This is a genomic window from Pseudomonas sp. B21-031 (assembly GCF_024748985.1).
Classification (GTDB): domain Bacteria; phylum Pseudomonadota; class Gammaproteobacteria; order Pseudomonadales; family Pseudomonadaceae; genus Aquipseudomonas; species Aquipseudomonas kermanshahensis.
The window spans coordinates 326,703-342,984 of the sequence record NZ_CP087181.1; the positions used below are offsets into that span (position 1 = coordinate 326,703).

Consider the following 16,282-nt stretch of genomic DNA (forward strand, 5'->3'; position numbering starts at 1 on the left):
GTCCGTCAACGACTTTTTGAAAAAATTTTAAATTAATTCCGTCGCTTACGTTTTTTGGGGTCATTCAGCAGGCGGAACGTAGCCTTCGGCCTGGGCGTACTCTTCGCCAGCGAAAAACTTGTCCATCTCGGCCTGGAGGAATTTGCGGTCCTCGGCATTCATCATGTTCAGTCGCTTTTCGTTGATCAGCATGGTCTGGTGCTTCTGCCAGTCGGCCCAGGCCTTCTGCGAGATGTGATCGAAGATGTCCTGGCCTTTAGCACCTGGGTAGGGCGGGCGCTCCAGGCCTGGGAGTTCTTCTTTGTACTTGCGGCACATCACGGTGCGGGTCATCGGGCATCTCCTGCAATCAGTTCGTCGGCCGCGCGTTTGAGCAACTTCTTGACCGGGGCAGCGAGGCCCAGGCGCGGCGGGGTGGCGAGGTTATACCAGAGCCAGTCGGGCTCGGCCACGTGCTGGCCGACCGGGTCGACCTTCACCAGCCAGGGCTCGATCGCCAGCTGGAAGTGGCTGAAGGTGTGGGTCAGGCCATCTAGGGCGCGGCTATCTGCCAGGCGCAGGCCATGCTGGTAGGCGAGGTCGTCGAGCTGTTCGATGTTCTCAAGCTCCGGCAGGCTCCACAAACCACCCCACAGGCCGCTGGACGGTCGGCGGTACAGCAGGATCGCGCCTTCGTGGTTGGCCAGCAGTGGCATCAGCGTCCGGCGTTGCGGCAGCGCCTTGCGTGGCTTGGGCTCGGGGTAGCGGGTTTCTTCGCCGTGCAGGTGCGCTTCACAGCCGCGTTGCAGCGGGCAGATCAGGCAGCTGGGCTTGCTGCGGGTGCACAGCGTGGCGCCCATGTCCATCATCGCCTGGGTGTAGTGGTTGGCGCGGGTCTGTGGGGTGTAGCGCTCTGCGCTGGCCCACAGCTGGTTAGCCACCTTGGGCTCACCGGGGTAGCCGGCCTGGGCGGTAAAGCGGGCCAGCACGCGCTTGACGTTGCCGTCCAGGATGGGCGCGCGGATGCCCATGCTGATGCTGGCGATGGCTCCGGCGGTGGAGCGGCCGATGCCAGGCAGTTCGGTCAGTTGCTCGACGCTACGCGGAAACTCGCCGCCATGCTGCTCGACGACGATTTTCGCGGCCTTCTGCAGGTTGCGCGCGCGGGTGTAATAGCCCAGGCCCGTCCACAGGTGCAGCACTTCGTCCTCCGGCGCTTCGGCCAGGGCCTGCACGGTGGGCAGGGCCTGCATGAAGCGGTCGAAGTAGTTGAGCACGGTGCTGACCTGGGTCTGCTGCAACATGATTTCCGACACCCACACCCGGTACGGGTTGATGCCCTGTTGCCAGGGCAGGTCGTGGCGGCCGTGCGCGTCATACCAGTCCAGCACGGCGCTGGAGAACTGCTCGGGGCTCATCGTTTGAACAGCCCCTTGAGCGCGTCTTTGAGTTCAGGGCTCACTTTGTCTCCGAGTTTTTCGTCGAGTTTTTCATCAATCTTGTCTTTCAGGCGGTTGCCGGCCAGTTTCGCAGCGACCTTGCCCAGGCCGTCCTGGTCCAGGCGGCAGGCCTTGGCGCCAAGCTCCAGCGGGCCGCGGCAGCGCAGCGGCACTTCAACGCCGACATAGCGCTCGTTGACCTGGCAGGCCGGGTCCGGCATGGCGCGTTGGTCGCCTTCGACGACCACGCCGACGTTGTAGTCCATGCCCAGCACGCGCAGGTCGAGGTCGCCGTGGCCGTTGACGGTCAGGCCTGGGATGCGGGCCTTGAGGTCTGGGTTGCTGGCCACACCATTGCGCACCACCAGGCTGCCACGCAGTTCCTCGAAGGGCGTGTCCTTGCCGCGCGGTTCGCCGCTGAGCGTTTTACGGTTCAGGGTGGCGATGGCCTGGCACAGTTGCTGTTCAAGGTTGGCATTGACCAGCACGCCATCGTTGATGGTGAAGTTGGCGCTGCCATTGAGGGTGTCGACCAGTGCCTTCTGGCTGTTGCCGGTTGCGGTCAAGTCGCTGGTCAGGGTCAGTAGGCCTTTGACAGGTGGCGTCTGCTCTTTGCCCTCGGCCTTGATGAAGTGTTCCACCGGTACCCGGTTGATCTTGGTATTGACGCCAAGCTGCGGCACGGCGGGGCGCACATCGACGGTGCCCTTGGCCTCGAAGCTGCCGTTGTAGAGGCCGCCGCGCAGGCTCTGCAGGGTCACCAGGCCGCCCTGGCCGGTGGCCTTGAGCTGGGCATCCTGAATGGGCAGTTTGTCCAGGGTCAGCGCGCCGAACGTCAGGTCGGCCTGCAGGTCGAGGGCGCGCAGGCGGTCCACCGGCAGCAGCTTGTCGTCGCTCCAGGCGACCTGGGTCGGGGCGTTGGGCAGCGGGGAGCTGCTGGCACCGGCCACGGCGCTGGCCTCCTGTTGCTTGACCTCGGCTTGGCGGGCGGCCGTCGCGCCTTTGGCTTGTTCGCTCTTGGCGGGCAGGTAGCGGTCGGCGTCGAAGGTGTCGGCCTTCAGTTGCAGGCGCAGGGCCTGTTTGGCGAAGTCTTCGACGGCCACGCGGCCGGTGAAGGTGCTGTCGTCCAGCTTCACGGCCAGGTCTGCCAGGGCCAGGCTGTTCGACGTGCCTTGCAGGCGGGTGACCAGTTCCAGCTTGGTGAACGCGGCAGGGTCGTTCGTGGCGGGCAGCGGGCGGCCGATGCCGTCGAGGAAGGTGCGCAGGTCGAACTGGGCGATCGACAGGCCGCCGCTGAGTTGCGGTGCCTTGTCCAGGTCGCGCAGGTTCAGTTCACCCAGTGCACGCAGCTGGTTGGCCGAGATTTTCAGGCCGTTCCACGAAGCGACATTGGCTGCCAGGTCGACCAGCAGTTGGCCTTGGGCGGCGAAGGTTACGGTCTTGCCGGCAAACGGCTCGCCCGAGGTTTCGCCCGACAGGCGCATGTCTTCGAAGTTGTAGCGCTTGAGCTTGCGGTCAAAGCGCAGTTCGCCGGCAAGCTCGGTGCGGGCCTTGATGCTCGGTTGGGTGGCACTGAGGAAGGCACTCGCCTTAAGCGCAATGTTCGCGCCTTCGTGGACCGGGCCGGTGCTCAGCTGGATGCTTTCGGCGCTGTAGCTCTGGCCGTTCTTGGCATCGGTGTACTGCACCCGGGCGTTGTTCACGGTCAGGCTGTCGATGTCGAGTTTGACCGCACGCTCGCTGCCGCTGTCGGCTTGCGCCGGGGCCTGTTCGGCAGGTGCCTGGGCGTGTGTATCGGCCGGGGCGCCGTTGGGGGCGGGCAATGGTTTGCCGATGTCTTCCCAGTTGCCATGGCCATTTTCGTCGCGGGCCAGGGTCAGGTTCAGGCCTTCGACGCGCACATCGCTCATCTGCACTTCGCGGCGCAGCAGCGGCAGAACGCGTACCGACAGGCCGAGCATCTTCAGGTCGGCGAACGGCTCGCTGGGTTTGCTCAAGGTCGCGATGCTCGCGTCATGCAGTTCCAGGCCCAACCACGGGAACAGGCTCCAGCCTATGTCACCGTTGAGGGTCAGCTCGACATGAGCCTTGTCGCGCGCCAGCTGGCGAATCTCGTCTTTGTAGTCGTTGGGATCAAAGAGGTGGGTCAGGGCGAAGCCCAGCGCCACGATGATCAGCAGCAACCCGAGAAGCCCCAGTCCCAGGATTTTGCCGAACGCTTTCATGGGCGAGTCCTTGTAGTCCGATTTGAATTTCAGCGGCAGAGTATAGCGCCGCAGTGCTTATCCCTGCGTATCCGGCAAGAGATACAGGGCATTTCCCTACGAGTGGATCAGATGTTGCGGCTTTCGACAGTTCTCATATGCACAGTTCCAACGGCGCATGCAGCCATTGTAGGAGCAGCCTTGTGCTGCGAAGACGGCAGAGCGGACAACCCAGAATCAAGCTGATTTTTGCCGGCCTCTTCGCAGCACAAGGCTGCTCCTACAGGAACGGGGTGAACTCGAAATACCGTTTCAGCTACGGAAAAATCCACGATATCAGATTGCTTTCATCCCACCGGGTGCTGGTAACCTTGCGCCGCTTTCGGTGTGCCCGCGACCCATTGCCGCGGTGCGTCGCCCAGTAAAGGCCATACAAAAAGGATCAAACCCATGAGCAGTAACGTCACGGCGGGCACCTTGGCCGGTGCGCCGAGCTTCCTGTCGAAGGAGCGCATCATCGCCCGTCCGGGCTTCAACCGATGGCTGGTGCCACCGGCCGCCTTGGCTATCCACCTGTGTATCGGGATGGCCTACGGCTTCTCGGTGTTCTGGCTGCCCTTGTCGCAAGCCATCGGCATCACCGCGCCGGTGGCCTGCTCGGCGGACATGGGGTTCATCGCCCGCCTGTTCAGCGCCGAGTGCGACTGGCCGATTTCGATGCTGAGCTGGATCTACACCTTGTTCTTCGTCTTCCTCGGCTGCTCGGCCGCGGTGCTTGGCGGCTGGCTGGAACACGCCGGGCCGCGCAAGGCCGGGCTGGTGTCGGCACTGTGCTGGTGCGGCGGTATGCTGATCTCGGCGATTGGGGTGAAGACTCATCAGCTGTGGCTGATGTGGCTGGGCTCTGGTGTGATCGGGGGTATTGGCCTGGGCTTGGGCTACATTTCGCCGGTCTCGACGCTGATCAAGTGGTTCCCGGACAAACGCGGCATGGCCACCGGCATGGCGATCATGGGTTTTGGCGGTGGCGCGATGGTCGGCGCCCCCCTGGCGACCGCGCTGATGGGCCACTTTGGCAGCGCAGAAGACGTCGGGGTATGGCAGAGCTTCGTGGTGATGGCGGCGATCTACTTCGTGTTCATGACCGCCGGCGCCCTGGGTTACCGCGTGCCACCGACCGGCTGGAAGCCAGAGGGCTGGACCGCTCCGGCGAAAAAGGCCGGCAATGGCATGGTCACCGACCGCCATGTGCACGTCAGCGTGGCCTGGAAAACCCCACAGTTCGCCCTGGTGTGGCTGGTGCTGTGCCTGAACGTCTCGGCCGGCATCGGTATTCTGGGCATGGCGTCGCCGCTGTTACAGGAAGTGTTCGCCGGCAAGTTGCTGGGCAACGAGCTGAGCTTCAGCGAATTGAACGCCACCCAGCTGGCGCAGATTGCCGCCATCGCAGCGGGCTTCACCGGCTTACTGAGCCTGTTCAACATTGGCGGGCGCTTCTTCTGGGCGTCGTTCTCTGACTACATTGGCCGCAAGAACACCTACTTTGCCTTCTTCGCCTTGGGCGTGGGCCTCTACAGCCTGGTGCCGAACATGGGTCACCTGGGCAACGTGGCGCTGTTCGTGGCGGCGTTCTGCATCATCCTGTCGATGTACGGTGGCGGCTTTGCCACGGTGCCGGCGTACCTGGCCGACCTGTTCGGCACGCAGATGGTCGGTGCGATTCATGGGCGCCTGCTGACGGCCTGGGCGGCGGCGGGCGTGCTGGGGCCGGTGCTGATCACCTACCTGCGCGAGTCTCAGCTGGCGGCGGGCGTGGAGCGGGCGGCGGCGTATGACATGACCCTGTATATCCTTGCGGGCCTGCTGGTGCTGGGCTTTATCTGCAACATGCTGATTCGCCCGGTGGCCGACAAACACTTCATGAGCGACCAGCAACTGGCCGCCGAGCGCGCGCTGAGCCATGACAAAGGCGCCGATGGCGCGCGTTCGCTGGAGTGGCATGCCGCGCCGGGCAGCTTGCCGTTGGTGCTGATCGCCTGGGCTGCGGTGGTTGTGCCGCTGGCTTGGGGGGTGTGGATTACGCTGCAGAAGACGGCTGTACTGTTCCATTGATGAGCGACAGTTCTGGCCTTATCGCCGGCAAGCCGGCTCCCACAGGATCTTCAGGTTGCTCAAGCCCTGCGCGGTCACTGTAGGAGCCGGCTTGCCGGCGAAAGGGCTGCAACGCAGCCCCAGATTCACAGCTTGTATAGACCTGTAACGGCATCCACCCCCCGTCATTGCTTGCTTTGCCATATGTCATCCGCGTTTCAAGCTGGCGCAATCTGGGCCTATAATGGAGCCCTTTTCGCCCAATGATTTTGCGGAGCTGGTGATGGTCGAACGTAAGGCTTCCGTCGAGCGCAATACCCTGGAAACCCAGGTCAAGTGCTCGATCAACCTAGATGGCAGCGGCAAGGCCCGATTTGATATCGGTGTGCCTTTCCTTGAACACATGCTCGACCAGATCGCCCGACATGGGCTGATCGATCTGGACATCGAGTGCAAGGGTGACCTGCACATCGACGATCACCATACCGTCGAAGACGTCGGTATCACCCTGGGCCAGGCATTCGCCCAGGCGATCGGCGACAAGAAAGGCATCTTCCGCTACGGCCATGCCTATGTGCCGCTGGACGAAGCGCTGTCGCGCGTGGTCATCGACTTCTCTGGCCGCCCAGGCCTGCAGATGCACGTGCCGTACACCCGCGCCACGGTCGGTGGCTTCGATGTCGACCTGTTCCAGGAGTTCTTCCAGGGCTTCGTTAACCATGCCCTGGTGAGCCTGCACATCGACAACCTGCGTGGCCACAACACCCACCACCAGATCGAAACCGTGTTCAAGGCGTTCGGCCGCGCGCTGCGCATGGCCATTACCCTGGACGAGCGCATGGCTGGGCAGATGCCTTCCACCAAGGGATGCCTGTAAATGCAGACGGTAGCCGTAATCGACTATGGCATGGGCAACCTGCACTCGGTGGCCAAGGCGCTCGAGCATGTCGGCGCCGGCAAGGTACTGGTCACCAGCGACGCCGCGGTGATCCGCGAGGCTGACCGCGTGGTGTTCCCAGGCGTGGGCGCGATTCGCGACTGCATGGCCGAAATCCGTCGCCTGGGCTTCGACAGCCTGGTGCGTGAAGTCAGCCAGGACCGCCCGTTCCTCGGCATCTGTGTCGGCATGCAAGCGCTGCTCGAACACAGTGAAGAGAACAACGGCGTCGACTGCATCGGCCTGTTCCCAGGCCAGGTGAAGTTTTTCGGCAAGGGCCTGCAAGAGGATGGCGAGCACCTGAAGGTGCCACACATGGGCTGGAACGAAGTCAGCCAGGCCAACCACCATCCGCTGTGGCACGACATCCCTGACCGCGCACGTTTCTATTTCGTGCACAGCTACTACATCAATGCCGGCAAGCCGAGCCAGGTGGTCGGTCGCGGCCACTATGGCGTCGACTTCGCCGCCGCGCTGGCCGACGGCTCGCGCTTTGCCGTGCAGTTCCACCCGGAGAAGAGCCATACCCATGGCCTGCAGTTGCTGCAGAACTTCGTCGCCTGGGACGGGCGCTGGTAAATGAGCCGATCGAAGACCAAGGCCCCGATCATCACCCTGGCCCCCGAGCAGGAGCGCGAGGCGCTCGATACGCTCAAGCGTTTTCTCGAAGACCGTTTCGAGCTGCAGCTGGGGTCGTTTGAAGTGGCCGAGGTCCTCGACCTGTTCAGCAAAGAGATTGCACCCCATTACTACAACAGGGCGATTGCCGATGTTCAGCTGCACCTCAAGGAGCGGTTCGAGAGCATCGAGAGCGACCTGTGGGCACTCGAGAAGCCCTGAAACCCAACAAATAGACAGGTTCCCAAGATGCTGATTATCCCCGCTATCGATCTGAAGGACGGTGCTTGCGTGCGCCTGCGCCAGGGCCGCATGGAAGACTCCACGGTATTTTCCGATGACCCGGTGAGCATGGCCGCCAAATGGGTCGAGGGTGGCTGCCGCCGCCTGCACCTGGTCGACCTCAACGGCGCCTTCGAAGGCCAGCCGGTCAACGGCGAAGTGGTTACCGCCATCGCCAAGCGTTACCCGACCCTGCCGATCCAGATCGGCGGCGGCATTCGCTCGCTGGAAACCATCGAGCATTACGTCAAGGCGGGCGTCAGCTACGTCATCATCGGCACCAAGGCGGTCAAGCAGCCAGAGTTCGTCGCCGAGGCCTGCAAGGCCTTCCCGGGCAAGGTCATCGTTGGCCTGGATGCCAAGGACGGCTTCGTCGCCACCGATGGCTGGGCTGAAGTCAGCACTGTTCAGGTCATCGACCTGGCCAAGCGTTTCGAGGCCGATGGCGTCTCGGCGATCGTCTACACCGATATCGCCAAAGACGGCATGATGCAGGGCTGCAACGTGCCCTTCACCAAAGCCCTGGCCGAAGCCACGCGCATTCCGGTGATCGCATCGGGTGGCATCCACAACCTGGGTGATATCAAGGCCCTGCTGGACGCCAAGGCCCCCGGCATCATCGGCGCCATCACTGGCCGTGCCATCTACGAAGGCACCCTCGATGTCGCCGAGGCCCAGGCCTTCTGCGACAACTACCAAGGCTGAGGACTGAACCATGGCACTGGCCAAGCGCATCATCCCTTGCCTGGACGTGGACAACGGCCGGGTGGTCAAGGGCGTCAAGTTCGAGAACATCCGTGATGCTGGCGACCCGGTAGAAATTGCCCGTCGCTACAACGAGCAAGGTGCCGACGAAATCACTTTCCTCGACATCACCGCCAGCGTCGATGGCCGCGACACCACGCTGCATACCGTCGAGCGCATGGCCAGCCAAGTGTTCATCCCGCTGACCGTGGGCGGTGGCGTGCGCACCGTGCAGGACATCCGCAACCTGCTCAATGCCGGTGCCGACAAGGTCTCGATCAACACGGCTGCGGTGTTCAACCCGGAGTTCGTGGGCGAGGCGGCGGACCGTTTCGGTTCGCAGTGCATCGTCGTTGCCATCGATGCCAAGAAGGTCTCCGCGCCGGGTGAAGTGCCGCGCTGGGAGATTTTCACCCATGGCGGGCGCAAGCCGACCGGGTTGGATGCGGTGCAGTGGGCGAAGAAGATGGAAGGCCTGGGTGCCGGTGAGATCCTGCTGACCAGCATGGACCAGGACGGCATGAAGAACGGCTTTGATCTGGGTGTTACCCGGGCCATCAGCGATGCGCTGGGGATTCCGGTGATTGCGTCGGGTGGGGTGGGTAACCTGCAGCACCTGGCGGACGGGATTCTGGAAGGGCATGCCAGCGCGGTGTTGGCGGCCAGTATCTTCCACTTTGGCGAGTACACCGTTCCGCAAGCCAAGGCCTACATGGCTTCGCGCGGGATCGTCGTTCGCTGAGCCATTGCTGGGAGGGCATTGCCCTCCATTCGCAGCACAAGGCTGCTCCTACAAGAATACACGCCCCCTGTAGGAGCAGCCTTGCGCTGCGAATGGGCCGCAACGCGGCCCCACTGGCATCACCCGTGGTTCTTGCCCAGCAACGCGTGGTAAAGCTCGGTATCCCCAAGAATCCCCACCACCTTGTCGTTATCCTGCAGCACCAGCTTGTTGCCCGTCTGATAACGAATCTGCAGCGCCTCACGCATACCGATATCGGCGTGCACCACCGTCGGCCTGCGCTCCAGCAACTCTACATTCTGCCCTGGCGCCCAATTCTGCATATCCAGGCCGTTCTGGCCTTGGCGTGCGCGCTTGAGCGAGCCGCCTTCGCCAATGTCCAGCCATGAGTCGATACCCGGGTCCAGGCACACCGACCCATTGACCCGTTTGCAGTTGTCCAGGCTGCGCATCAGGCTGCGGCCGCACAACACGTTCAGCGGGTTGGTGTGGGCCACGAAGGTGCGCACATAGTCGTCCGCCGGGTTCAGTACGATCTCTTCGGGCTTGCTGTACTGGATGATCCGCCCGTCCTTCATGATTGCAATGCGGCTGCCCAGCTTCAGCGCTTCGTCCAGGTCGTGGCTGACGAACACGATGGTCTTGCTCAGCTTGCGTTGCAGCTCCAACAGTTCGTCCTGCAGGCCCTGGCGGATCAGCGGGTCGAGTGCCGAGAACGGTTCGTCCATCAGCAGAATGTCGGCATCCATCGCCAGCGCCCTGGCCAGGCCCACACGCTGCTGCATGCCCCCGGACAGCTCGTCGGGCTTCTTGTTGCGCCACTGGGTCAGGCCAACCAGTTCAAGCTTCTCGTCCACCAGCTTGCGCCGCTCTTTCTCTGGGCGGCCCTGCATTTCCAGGCCAAAGCTGATGTTTTCGCGCACCGTCAGCCAGGGCATCAGGGCGAACTTCTGGAACACCATGGCGATGCGCTTGGTGCGCATCATCTTCAGCTCGGCCGGGGTGCAGTGGGCGATATCGATGTGCTTGCCTTCATGCTCGACGAACAGCTTGCCGCGGCTGACCGTGTTCAGGCCATTGATGCAGCGCAGCAGGCTCGACTTGCCCGAGCCGGACAGGCCCATGAGCACGCAGATTTCGCCTTTCTCGATATCCAGGTTGGCTTTTTCGACACCCACCACCAGGCCGGTCTGCTTGAGGATCTGTTCGCGGGTCTTGCCCTGGTCGAGCAGCGACAGCGCCTCGCGCGGTTTGTTGGAGAAGATGACGTCGACGTCTTCGAACCGAATGATGCTCATGCTTCACCCCTTACCGTGACTTCCGGTTGCTTGCAGATACGGTCGAGCATGATCGCCAGCAGCACGATCGCCAGGCCCGCTTCGAAGCCCAGGGAGATATCGGCGGTGTTCAGTGCGTTGACCACAGGTTTGCCCAGGCCGTCGGCGCCCACCAGGGCCGCGATCACCACCATCGACAGCGACAGCATGATGCACTGGGTAACACCGGCCGCGATGCTCGGCATCGCGTGGGGCAGTTCGATGCGGGTCAGCAACTGACGGCGCGAGCAGCCAAAGGCCTTACCGGCGTCGAGCAGCTCTTGTGGCACATCGCAAATGCCCAGGTAGGTGAGGCGGATCGGCGCGGCGATGGCGAACACCACCGTCGAGATCAGCCCCGGGACCACGCCCAGGCCGAACAGGGTCAGGGTCGGGATCAGGTAAACGAAGGTGGGTACCGTCTGCATCAGGTCGAGTACCGGGCGCATGGCGGTATAGAACATCGGTTTATGCGCGGCGACGATGCCCAGCGGCACGCCGATGGCCACGCAGACCACGGTGGCGAAGGTCACCTGCGCCAGGGTTTCCATGGTTTCCTGCCAGTAACCCAGGTTGAAGATAAGCAGGAACGACAGCGCAACGAACGCCGTCAGCCCCCACTTGCGCTGAATAACGTGCGCCAGGGCGGCGAACAGGGCGATGAGGACGAACGGGTTGAACCAGGTCAGGGTACTGGTGACGCCATGGATCATGAACTCCAGGCCTTGCGCGATGGCGTCGAAATAATTCGCGCCGTTCTGGGTCAGCCATTCGACGAACGACGCGATGTACTGCCCCAGGGGTATTTTCTGATCGATAAGCATGATAGCGAGCTTCCACCTGCAAAGATTGAAATCAGTCCGGGGCGGGCACGGTCCCGCCCCGAGGTAGCGCTATTGCGTGGTGCGTTATTGCGCCAGCTTGGCCTTGGCCGCCTCAAGGCCGGGTTTGCCATCAACGGTGGTAACGCCCGCCAGCCAGGTATCCAGCTTGCCGGGGTTGTCTTTAAGCCACTTCTTGGCGGCTGCTTCGGGTTTCATCTTGTCGTCCAGGACATAGCCCATCATGGTGCTTTCATCCTTGAGCTCGAACGACAGGTTCTTGAGCAGTTGGCCAACGTTGCTGCATTCCTGCACGTAACCCTTGCGGGTGTTGGTCAATACGGTTGCCTTGCCGAATTCGGGGCCGAAAAAATCATCCCCGCCGGTGAGGTACTGCATCTTGAAGCGGGTGTTCATCGGGTGCGGTTCCCAGCCCAGGAACACCACCGACTCGCCGCGTTTTTGCGCCCGGTCGACTTGCGACAGCATGCCGGCCTCGCTCGACTGAACGATTTTGAAGCCGGCGTCCTTCAGGCCGAAGGCGTTCTTGTCGATCATGCTCTGGATGGTGCGGTTGCCGTCGTTACCCGGCTCGATGCCGTAGATCTTGCCGTCCAGTTCTTTCTTGAACTTGGGAATGTCGCTGAAATCCTTCAGGCCCTTGTCATACAGCGCCTGGGGCACGGCCAAGGTGTACTTGGCGTTTTCCAGGTTGGCGCGCACGGTCTCGACGGTGCCGGCGTCGCGGTACTGCTTGATGTCGTTCTCCATGGTCGGCATCCAGTTGCCGAGAAACACGTCCAGGTCCTTGCCGGTGGCCAGCGACTTGTAGGTCACCGGTACCGAGATCATGGTGGTGTGGGTCTTGTAACCCAGGGCTTCGAGCACAACGCTTGTGGTGGCTGTCGTCACCGTGATGTCGGTCCAGCCGACATCGGAGAAACGTACCGTCTGGCACTGCTCAGGCTCGGCGGCCTGGGCCAGCAGTGGGGTGGACAACAACGCAACCAACAACAGCGAGGGTGAACCTTTCATGGATGGACTCCTGTGATTTTGTCTTCGGGTTCGCGTGGGTCGCCGGGCGTTCTGAAGGTCCGGTCGACCAGGCCTGCAGAGGGCAGGTTGCGTGGCCGTGCTATACGAGTCGCTTTTGATAATCCTCCAGCGCCGGGCAATCGCCTACTGGTGGGGTCGTATCCAGTACGGAACGGGTCGTATCCAGTACTGGCGATGTCGCATATGGGTTTTTCCACCCCCTCGGCCGCGTTTTTGCGTCACCAGGCCGCTGGAAAACGGCGTGAAGACGGCAGTACCTCAGGTAAAAACAGCACGGCGCAGCTGGACAAAACTACGTCGGTTGCAGACGGCGAAGGGGTAGGCAAAAGGCCGATGATGCGTGCATTCATGGCGGCTCGCAGCTTCAGCCTAGCAGTTGCCCCGCCCTGCGCATGGCGCGCAGAGACAAGCCCAGCAAGAGGTGATTCGACAATGGCCATCAGCGTGTTCGACCTGTTCAAGATTGGTGTCGGGCCCTCCAGCTCCCACACCGTCGGCCCCATGCGGGCTGGCGCTCTGTTTGTGCAGGGGCTGCGCGAGCGCGGCGAACTGGAGCAGGTAAAACGGGTCGAGGTGCGGCTGTATGGTTCGCTCTCGGCCACCGGCATCGGCCACGGTACCGACAACGCCACCATCATGGGCCTGATGGGCGATTGGCCGGACGCCATCGACCCGACCCAGATCGTCCCTCGCATCGCCGACCTGCGCGAAACCAACACCCTGCTGCTGGCCGGCCGCCTGCCCATCGAGTTTGTCTGGGCCCGCGACATGCTGTTGCTGGACGAGAACCTGCCGTACCACCCCAACGCCATGACCTTGATCGCCGAAGGCGCACAGGGCGAGCTGCACCGCGACACCTACTACTCGGTGGGCGGTGGCTTTGTGGTCGATGCCGCGCAGGCCGCCAGCGGTGTGCTGGACGCCGACCAGACCGTATTGCCCTACGACTTCAACAGTGCCGCCGAGCTGCTGCAACTGTGCAAGCAAAACGACCTCAGCGTGTCGCAATTGATGATGGCCAACGAGAAGGTCTGGCGCAGCGAGGAAGAGATCCACGCCGGCCTGCAGAAGCTCTGGCAAGCCATGCAGGAGTGCGTCACCAACGGCCTGAAATACGAAGGCACGCTGCCCGGTGGCCTCAACGTACGGCGCCGCGCCGCCAAGCTGCACCGCAGCTTGCAAGAGATCGGCAAACCCAACGTGATCGGCTCGACCATGAGCGCCATGGAGTGGGTCAACCTGTTCGCCCTGGCGGTCAACGAAGAAAACGCCGCCGGCGGGCGCATGGTGACCGCGCCCACCAACGGCGCTGCAGGCATCATCCCGGCGGTGCTGCACTACTACATGCGTTTCAGTGATGTGGTGGACGAGTCGAACGTGACCGACTTCTTCCTCGGGGCGGCAGCGGTCGGCATCCTGTGCAAGAAGAACGCTTCGATTTCCGGCGCCGAAGTCGGCTGCCAGGGCGAGGTCGGATCGGCCTGTGCGATGGCGGCGGCAGGCCTTGCGCAAGTGTTGGGGGCGACACCGCCACAACTGGAAAACGCCGCCGAAATCGCCTTGGAGCACAACCTTGGCCTGACCTGCGACCCGGTCGGTGGCCTGGTGCAGGTGCCGTGCATCGAGCGCAACGCGATTGCCGCAGTCAAGGCAATCAACGCGGTGCAGATGGCCCTGCGCGGTGACGGCGAACACTTCATTTCCCTCGACCAGGTGATCCGCACCATGCGTGACACCGGCGCCGACATGCACGACAAGTACAAAGAGACCTCGCGCGGCGGCCTGGCGGTCAGCGCCATCGAATGCTGATGCGCTAATCGCGCGCTGCTTGTCACCACGACGCCCCACTATGGGGCGTTTGTGCATGACCGGCCGTCAGATGTCGCGATGAGTGTGGGCGTTGTCGGTGACACTTAAGAGTGTCGTTTCTGGGCAACCCACCAGGCACGTGTCACCAAAGTGCTCAGCAGTTACAAGGAGCGCGCCTAGCACGGCGGTTCCAGAAGTTCAGCCAGCTCGCACCGAAGGCCCTGATTTGCCGAGTAAAGGCGTCGTTTTCAGGTTTTTTCGGATAGCCGTTCAACTTCAGGCACGGCGTTTGCGTTGAGATTGGCAACAAGCCCCTACCTACGAAGAGGGGGCCATAACAAAAAATCAGTGCCCGCCTGAGGCACACCCTGCATTTGTGTGAGGAGAAATCGCGATGACGTCGTACACCTCCGGGAATCCAACCCAGAACCGCACAGCTCCCCAGTCCATCGGGTTTCTTCTACTGGACAACTTCACCCTGATTTCCCTGGCGTCGGCGGTCGAGCCGCTGCGCATGGCCAACCAGCTTTCCGGCCGCGAGCTGTACCGCTGGCACACCCTGACCGTCGATGGCGGCCAGGTCTGGGCCAGTGATGGCCTGCAGATCACTCCCGACGCGGCCATGCACAATGCGCCGCCGATCGACACCGTGATCGTCTGCGGCGGTGTCGGCATTCAGCGCACCGTTACCCGTGAACACGTGACCTGGCTGCAGGCGCAGGCTCGCCAGTCGCGGCGCCTGGGCGCGGTGTGTACCGGCAGCTGGGCGCTGGCCTGTGCCGGGCTGCTCGACGGCTTCGATTGCAGCGTGCACTGGGAATGCCTGGCCGCCATGCAGGAGGCCTACCCACGGGTGAACATGAGCACTCGCCTGTTCACCCTCGACCGCAACCGCTTCACCAGCTCCGGTGGCACCGCGCCGCTGGACATGATGCTGCACTTGATCAGCCGCGATCACGGCCGTGAACTGTCGGCGGCGATCTCCGAGATGTTCGTCTACGAGCGCATTCGCAACGAGCAAGACCACCAGCGCGTGCCGCTCAAGCACATGCTTGGCACCAACCAGCCGAAGCTGCAGGAAATCGTCGCGCTGATGGAGGCCAACTTGGAAGAGCCGATCGACCTCGACGAACTGGCGGTGTATGTGTCGGTGTCGCGGCGCCAGCTCGAGCGCTTGTTCCAGAAGTACCTGCACTGCTCGCCGTCGCGCTATTACCTGAAGCTGCGCCTGATCCGCGCGCGGCAGTTGCTGAAGCAGACGCCGATGTCGATCATCGAAGTGGCTTCGGTGTGCGGCTTCGTCTCTACCCCGCACTTCTCCAAGTGCTACCGCGAGTACTTTGGCATTCCGCCGCGTGATGAGCGCGTGGGTTCCAACACCGCGCAGCAGGTGGCGATGATGCCGATCCCGCAGGCCATGACCCTGTCGCCGCACAGCGGGCCGATGGCGGCCCTGAGCCAGGCACGCAACGAGTCGACGTTCGCCAGCGTAAGGCTGTAAACGCTAAGCGCCCGTTTGTAGGAGCAGCCTTGTGCTGCGAAGAGGCCGGTAACAGCGTCATATAACGACTCTGTTTTCACCGGCCTCTTCGCAGCACAAGGCTGCTCCTACACGTGAACACCGCCCGTGATCATGTATTGATAATGATTCTCGACTACGGGTAACATCGCCGCCCCCGATACTCCCTGGCATACCACCCCGTGGCGGACGACAAACTGCAGCTGTACTTGGCCCATCGGGCGGCATTGGTCGATTATGCCCGCCCGATCGTTGGCTGCCGTGCCCGCGCCGAGGATGTGGTCCAGGAAGCCTGGCTGCGTTTCAGTGGGCAGGATGATGATGCCGACATCCGCCACCCGGCCAGCTACCTCTACCGCATTGTGCGTAACCTGGCCTTGGATCAGACGCGCCGCACCGCCACCGAAAAAGCCCAGCCAGACGGCGACGATATCCTCGCCGAGTTGCCGTCGAGCAGTGCCTCGCCCGAGCAGGCGGTCAGCCAGCAGAACGAGCTGGACGCCATCAGCCGAGCCCTCGAAGAACTGCCGCAACGCACCCGTATCGCCTTCGAAATGCACCGCCTCGGGGGCTTCACCTTGCAGCAGGTGGCCAACCACCTGAACGTCTCCGTGAGCTTGGTGCATCAACTGGTGCGCGACGCCATGAGCCATTGCATGGCGCGGCTGGAGGACGACCTTTGACGGGGCTGTTGAAAAAACCAGGCGCTGGCGCGTCCTTTGCTC

The 16,282-nt window shown here is 62.7% G+C and carries 15 protein-coding genes; 9 read left to right on the forward strand and 6 right to left on the reverse strand.

Annotated features, from left to right (window positions below; translation table 11 throughout):
• Positions 1–60: 60 nt before the first annotated feature.
• The 3 genes from LOY53_RS01460 to LOY53_RS01470 are packed head-to-tail and all read right to left on the reverse strand — an operon-like array spanning position 61 to position 3,643.
• Positions 61–333: an oxidative damage protection protein gene (locus LOY53_RS01460; RefSeq protein ID WP_027594266.1), complete on the reverse strand. Its 273-nt coding sequence runs from the start codon at positions 331–333 to the stop codon at positions 61–63.
• Positions 330–1,397 carry an A/G-specific adenine glycosylase gene (mutY, locus tag LOY53_RS01465; protein WP_252826441.1) on the reverse strand — a complete coding sequence of 356 codons (1,068 nt, stop codon included), beginning with the start codon at positions 1,395–1,397 and terminating at the stop codon, positions 330–332. Before mutY ends, LOY53_RS01460 begins: the two co-directional genes overlap by 4 nt.
• Positions 1,394–3,643, reverse strand: a complete 2,250-nt coding sequence (locus LOY53_RS01470; RefSeq protein WP_252826443.1) for an AsmA family protein — start codon at positions 3,641–3,643, stop codon at positions 1,394–1,396. Before LOY53_RS01470 ends, mutY begins: the two co-directional genes overlap by 4 nt.
• Before the next feature lie 429 nt (positions 3,644–4,072).
• Here LOY53_RS01470 and LOY53_RS01475 point away from each other — a divergent pair, with 429 nt between their 5' ends.
• From LOY53_RS01475 to hisF, 6 genes are all read left to right on the forward strand, one after another.
• Positions 4,073–5,734: an OFA family MFS transporter gene (locus tag LOY53_RS01475; RefSeq protein WP_027594269.1), complete on the forward strand. Its 1,662-nt coding sequence runs from the start codon at positions 4,073–4,075 to the stop codon at positions 5,732–5,734.
• A gap of 262 nt (positions 5,735–5,996) precedes the next feature.
• Positions 5,997–6,590: an imidazoleglycerol-phosphate dehydratase HisB gene (gene hisB / locus LOY53_RS01480; RefSeq protein ID WP_027594270.1), complete on the forward strand. Its 594-nt coding sequence runs from the start codon at positions 5,997–5,999 to the stop codon at positions 6,588–6,590.
• Positions 6,591–7,229 carry an imidazole glycerol phosphate synthase subunit HisH gene (gene hisH / locus LOY53_RS01485; protein ID WP_027594271.1) on the forward strand — a complete coding sequence of 213 codons (639 nt, stop codon included), beginning with the start codon at positions 6,591–6,593 and terminating at the stop codon, positions 7,227–7,229.
• Positions 7,230–7,490: a DUF2164 domain-containing protein gene (locus LOY53_RS01490; RefSeq protein WP_027594272.1), complete on the forward strand. Its 261-nt coding sequence runs from the start codon at positions 7,230–7,232 to the stop codon at positions 7,488–7,490.
• Positions 7,491–7,517: 27 nt separating this feature from the next.
• Positions 7,518–8,255 (forward strand): 1-(5-phosphoribosyl)-5-[(5-phosphoribosylamino)methylideneamino]imidazole-4-carboxamide isomerase, encoded by a 738-nt coding sequence (gene hisA, locus LOY53_RS01495; protein WP_016484508.1) that lies wholly within the window; start codon positions 7,518–7,520, stop codon positions 8,253–8,255.
• Between the two features lie 10 nt (positions 8,256–8,265).
• Positions 8,266–9,036: an imidazole glycerol phosphate synthase subunit HisF gene (gene hisF / locus LOY53_RS01500; RefSeq protein WP_258703518.1), complete on the forward strand. Its 771-nt coding sequence runs from the start codon at positions 8,266–8,268 to the stop codon at positions 9,034–9,036.
• A gap of 119 nt (positions 9,037–9,155) precedes the next feature.
• Here hisF and choV read toward each other — a convergent pair whose 3' ends face one another.
• The 3 genes from choV to LOY53_RS01515 form a co-directional block, all read right to left on the reverse strand.
• A complete protein-coding gene (gene choV, locus LOY53_RS01505) occupies positions 9,156–10,334 on the reverse strand; it encodes a choline ABC transporter ATP-binding protein (protein WP_027594275.1) in 1,179 nt (392 codons plus the stop codon).
• Positions 10,331–11,179 (reverse strand): choline ABC transporter permease subunit, encoded by an 849-nt coding sequence (gene choW, locus LOY53_RS01510; RefSeq protein WP_172960399.1) that lies wholly within the window; start codon positions 11,177–11,179, stop codon positions 10,331–10,333. The genes choV and choW overlap by 4 nt, the downstream gene beginning before the upstream one ends.
• An 81-nt stretch (positions 11,180–11,260) precedes the next feature.
• Entirely contained in the window at positions 11,261–12,208 is a 948-nt protein-coding gene (locus tag LOY53_RS01515) for a choline ABC transporter substrate-binding protein (RefSeq protein WP_186682933.1), read from the reverse strand.
• A 453-nt stretch (positions 12,209–12,661) separates the two neighbouring features.
• Between LOY53_RS01515 and LOY53_RS01520 the strand changes: the two genes are divergently transcribed.
• The 3 genes from LOY53_RS01520 (at position 12,662) to LOY53_RS01530 (ending at position 16,240) form a co-directional block, all read left to right on the forward strand.
• Entirely contained in the window at positions 12,662–14,038 is a 1,377-nt protein-coding gene (locus LOY53_RS01520) for an L-serine ammonia-lyase (protein WP_099452656.1), read from the forward strand.
• Between the two features lie 394 nt (positions 14,039–14,432).
• Positions 14,433–15,539, forward strand: coding sequence for a GlxA family transcriptional regulator (locus LOY53_RS01525; RefSeq protein WP_027594279.1), 1,107 nt, complete (start codon positions 14,433–14,435; stop codon positions 15,537–15,539).
• A 200-nt stretch (positions 15,540–15,739) separates the two neighbouring features.
• Positions 15,740–16,240 carry a sigma-70 family RNA polymerase sigma factor gene (locus LOY53_RS01530; RefSeq protein ID WP_252826445.1) on the forward strand — a complete coding sequence of 167 codons (501 nt, stop codon included), beginning with the start codon at positions 15,740–15,742 and terminating at the stop codon, positions 16,238–16,240.
• Positions 16,241–16,282: the final 42 nt, after the last annotated feature.

What these genes read in the sequence shown, in the direction of transcription:
- choV (WP_027594275.1), bottom strand. Translation starts at nt 10,334, where the DNA reads ATGAGCATCATTCGGTTCGAAGACGTCGACGTCATCTTCTCCAACAAA.
- hisB (WP_027594270.1), top strand. Translation starts at nt 5,997, where the DNA reads ATGGTCGAACGTAAGGCTTCCGTCGAGCGCAATACCCTGGAAACCCAG.
- LOY53_RS01490 (WP_027594272.1), top strand. Translation starts at nt 7,230, where the DNA reads ATGAGCCGATCGAAGACCAAGGCCCCGATCATCACCCTGGCCCCCGAG.
- hisF (WP_258703518.1), top strand. Translation starts at nt 8,266, where the DNA reads ATGGCACTGGCCAAGCGCATCATCCCTTGCCTGGACGTGGACAACGGC.
- mutY (WP_252826441.1), bottom strand. Translation starts at nt 1,397, where the DNA reads ATGAGCCCCGAGCAGTTCTCCAGCGCCGTGCTGGACTGGTATGACGCG.
- LOY53_RS01520 (WP_099452656.1), top strand. Translation starts at nt 12,662, where the DNA reads ATGGCCATCAGCGTGTTCGACCTGTTCAAGATTGGTGTCGGGCCCTCC.
- LOY53_RS01525 (WP_027594279.1), top strand. Translation starts at nt 14,433, where the DNA reads ATGACGTCGTACACCTCCGGGAATCCAACCCAGAACCGCACAGCTCCC.
- LOY53_RS01475 (WP_027594269.1), top strand. Translation starts at nt 4,073, where the DNA reads ATGAGCAGTAACGTCACGGCGGGCACCTTGGCCGGTGCGCCGAGCTTC.
- hisA (WP_016484508.1), top strand. Translation starts at nt 7,518, where the DNA reads ATGCTGATTATCCCCGCTATCGATCTGAAGGACGGTGCTTGCGTGCGC.
- LOY53_RS01515 (WP_186682933.1), bottom strand. Translation starts at nt 12,208, where the DNA reads ATGAAAGGTTCACCCTCGCTGTTGTTGGTTGCGTTGTTGTCCACCCCA.
- LOY53_RS01470 (WP_252826443.1), bottom strand. Translation starts at nt 3,643, where the DNA reads ATGAAAGCGTTCGGCAAAATCCTGGGACTGGGGCTTCTCGGGTTGCTG.
- LOY53_RS01460 (WP_027594266.1), bottom strand. Translation starts at nt 333, where the DNA reads ATGACCCGCACCGTGATGTGCCGCAAGTACAAAGAAGAACTCCCAGGC.
- hisH (WP_027594271.1), top strand. Translation starts at nt 6,591, where the DNA reads ATGCAGACGGTAGCCGTAATCGACTATGGCATGGGCAACCTGCACTCG.